The sequence below is a fragment of the Actinoplanes sp. NPDC048791 genome (assembly GCF_040650095.1).
In the GTDB taxonomy this organism is placed as follows: Bacteria; Actinomycetota; Actinomycetes; order Mycobacteriales; family Micromonosporaceae; genus Actinoplanes.
The window spans coordinates 1-3,140 of the sequence record NZ_JBEZGQ010000980.1; the positions used below are offsets into that span (position 1 = coordinate 1).

The following is a 3,140-nucleotide window of genomic DNA, read 5'->3' on the forward strand; positions in this document are numbered from 1 at the left end:
CGGCCACCAGGCTGCGCGCCGGCCGGCCGCCGTACCGGGTCCGGGCGCCGACCGGGGCCCCGCCAGGGCCGAAAGTCACCGGGTCCGTTCCCCGAACGAGGGGTGACGGGCGGGCGTCGGCAGGTTAGCGTCTTGGTGACGAGGGTAAGCGGCCACGACTTACCCGCCACCGGAGCCAAGCCGGCAGCCCGCCTCTTCAGGGGCCCGGCCCGCCGCACCGGAAAGGAGCGTCCTCGTAAGCCGATTCGGTGATTTGCGTGGGTTCGCTCCGTGATCCCGGGCCACACCGAAGCCGGCACACCGCGTCGCAACACGGCGCCCCCGGCACCCCGTCGCAGGGCGCCCGCAAGATCGTAACGTTGGGGGAGGTCACGAGTGGACATTGTCGTCAAGGGCCGCAACGTAGAGGTTCCCGACCACTACCGGGAACATGTCGCAGACAAGCTGTCGAAGGTCGAACGCTACGACCAGAAGCTGATCAGGGTCGACGTGGAGCTCTTCCACGAACGCAATCCCCGGCAGTCGGACAACTGCCAGCGCGTCGAGATCACCGTGGTGACCAGGGGGCCGGTGATCCGCGCCGAAGCGTGTGCCAAGGACTTCTATGCCGCGCTGGACTGCTCTTTCAACAAGCTCGACGGGCGCCTGCGCCGCGCCGCGGACCGTCGCCGCGTGCACCGGGGACGGCACGCGCCGGTATCCGTCGCCGAAGCCACCGCCAAGCTCCCGACCGATCTGCCGAGCCTGACGCCGCAGCCCGAGGAGTCGCCGGTCGCGACCGACCTCATGGAGCACGAGGACAACCAACCCTGGCGCATCGTGCGGGAGAAGGAACACCCCGCCGATCCGATGACCGTCGACGACGCTCTCTTCCAGATGGAGCTCGTCGGCCACGACTTCTATCTGTTCCATGACAAGGAGAGCGGCCGGCCCAGCGTCGTGTACCGGCGCCGAGGGTACGACTACGGCATTCTCAGCCTGGAAGCAACGGCCTGAGCTGAGGAGAAGCCCTCCGGCTGGCGTGCGGTGATCCCGCGCGTCAGCCGTCGAGGCGCACCACGTCCGCCAGCAGATCCTCCGCGAGCAGGGCGTACTGCACGTCGTCGCTGCGCCGGCCGTCGCCGCCCGGCAACCGCGAGCGCAGGTACGCCTCCCGCTTGAAGCCCGCCTTCTCCAGCACCCGCTGCGAGGCCAGATTGGCCGGCAGGGCACCCGCGATCAGCCGGGCGACACCCGTCTCGGCGAACGCCCACAACGACACCAGCTGCGTGGCCCGGGTCGCGAAGCCGCGCCCCCGCCAGCCCCGCAGCATGCTGTAGCCGATCATCGCCTGCCCGGTGCGCGGCTCCTGGTAGTACAACCCGATCTCGCCCGCGCTCCGGCCGGTGGCGGCGTCGGTGATGACCATGTCCGCCCGTTCGCCGGCGAGCCAGTGCGCGGCCGCCCACGCGCACCGCCGGACCACGTCCTCAGCCGTGGGCGCCATCGGCGGCACGGCGGTGGCCACGACCTCCGGCAGGTGGTGCAGCTCGGCGTAGAAGTCGGCGTCGTCGCTGCTCAGTGGGCGTACCGTCACGACGCCGTCGGTCAGCTCGCCGCCCGGCAGGTCGGGCAGCAGCCGCTCGGCCGGTCCCGGCTCGTCGCCGGCCAGCCGGGCGTAGGCCAGCAGATCGTCGCGGCCGCCGTCGCGGTTGGGCAGCACCCCCCGGCGTACGCCCTCCGGCCGGAAGCCGGCCGCCAGCGCGACCCGCTGACTGGGCGCGTTCTCCCGGTGGGTGAGCAGCTCGATCCGGGCCATGCCGGTGTGGAACGCGTGCTCGGTCAGCGTGCGCACCGCCGCCACCGCGACGCCGCGGCCGCGGGCCCACGGGCCGACCCAGTAGCCCACCTCGCACTGACCGCGGTGCGGCACCACCTTGTCCAGGCCGATCCCGCCGAGCAGCCGGTCGGTCAGCGGGTCGGCGATCGCCCAGAGCCCGCCGCCGTCGGCGAACATGCCCGGCGCCACGTCGCGGACGTACTCGCGCGCCTGGGCATGGGTGAACGGCACCGGCAGCGGGGGCATGAAGCGCTGGAGCACCGGATCGGCATAACCGGCCACGAGGTCGTCGACGTCGCGTGGTGCGAGGCCGCGCAGCCGTACGCCGGGCCCCGACAGAGTCGCAACGATCATGGCAAGTCACCTTCCACCAGCGAGCCCACCCAGCAGTCCCGCCGTCCCCGGCCGGTCCGCAGGGCCTGCCGCAACAGACCTTCGACCGTGAAGCCTGCCTTCTCCGCCACCCGCCGCGATGCATCGTTGCCCACCTCGGCGTGCCACTCGATCCGGCTCAGGCCCAGGTCGGCGAAGCCCCAGCGGCAGATCTCGCGCACCGTGGCGCCCGCGTAGCCGCGCCCGCGCGAGCGCGGCCCGACCGCGAAACCGACCTCGCCCACCGCCGGGTCGCCGGGCCGGATCCGCAGATCCACCGAGCCGGCGTACGCGTCCGCGGCGTCGGCGATGGCGAAGACCGCCTCGACACCCCGGGCCCACCGGCGCGGGACGTTGCGATCCACGTGCGTACGGGCGTCCTCCGCCGTGTAGGGCTGCGGCACCCCGAACCAGTGCGCGGTCTCCGGGTCGGAGCGGCACTCGACGATGCCGGGGATGTCGCGGAGCTCGGGCGGGCGCAGGGTGACCACCCCGGCGGACAGTGTCGGATGGGCCCCGGCGAACGTGCGGGCTGAGCGGCGTACCGGATCGGGGACATCTGCGCCCGCGGCCGTGAGGTCGCCGGGAAGCAGGGCCCCCAGCCATTTGTCCGGGCTCCCGGGCCCGGCGCCGGGCTGCTCACCGATCATCGTGAAGCCGAGCCGCAGCGCCGTCAGGCGGGAGGGATGGTTGCCGACCGTGGCCCGCCAGTCGACCCGGGTGAGGCCCAGCCCCGCGCCGAAGGCCCACTGCAACAGGGCCCGGGCGGCCCGCTCGGCGACCCGGCGGCCGCGCGCCCAGGGCGCCGTCCAGTAGCCGAGCCCCGCCGTGCCGGCCTCGCGGTCGATCGCGATGAGCGCCACACTGCCGGCAGGGCGATCGGTGCGCCGGTGCGAGGGCGAACATGCGCGGCTCGTCCGCTTCCGCCTCGGCGGTGTATTCGTCGTCG

3 protein-coding genes are annotated in these 3,140 nt (G+C 73.2%); 1 reads left to right on the forward strand and 2 read right to left on the reverse strand.

The features are described from left to right. Positions 1 to 375 precede the first annotated feature (375 nt). Positions 376 to 996, forward strand: a complete 621-nt coding sequence (gene raiA / locus AB0C29_RS40790; RefSeq protein WP_360555787.1) for a ribosome hibernation-promoting factor, HPF/YfiA family — start codon at positions 376 to 378, stop codon at positions 994 to 996. 43 nt (positions 997 to 1,039) lie between these two features. On the opposite strand, the gene AB0C29_RS40795 is transcribed toward raiA, so the two are convergent. After that, entirely contained in the window at positions 1,040 to 2,173 is a 1,134-nt protein-coding gene (locus tag AB0C29_RS40795; protein WP_360832412.1) for a GNAT family N-acetyltransferase, read from the reverse strand. Then, the coding region (locus AB0C29_RS40800; RefSeq protein WP_360832415.1) for a GNAT family N-acetyltransferase at positions 2,170 to 3,140 on the reverse strand (971 nt) is incomplete at its 5' end. The genes AB0C29_RS40795 and AB0C29_RS40800, both read right to left, overlap by 4 nt.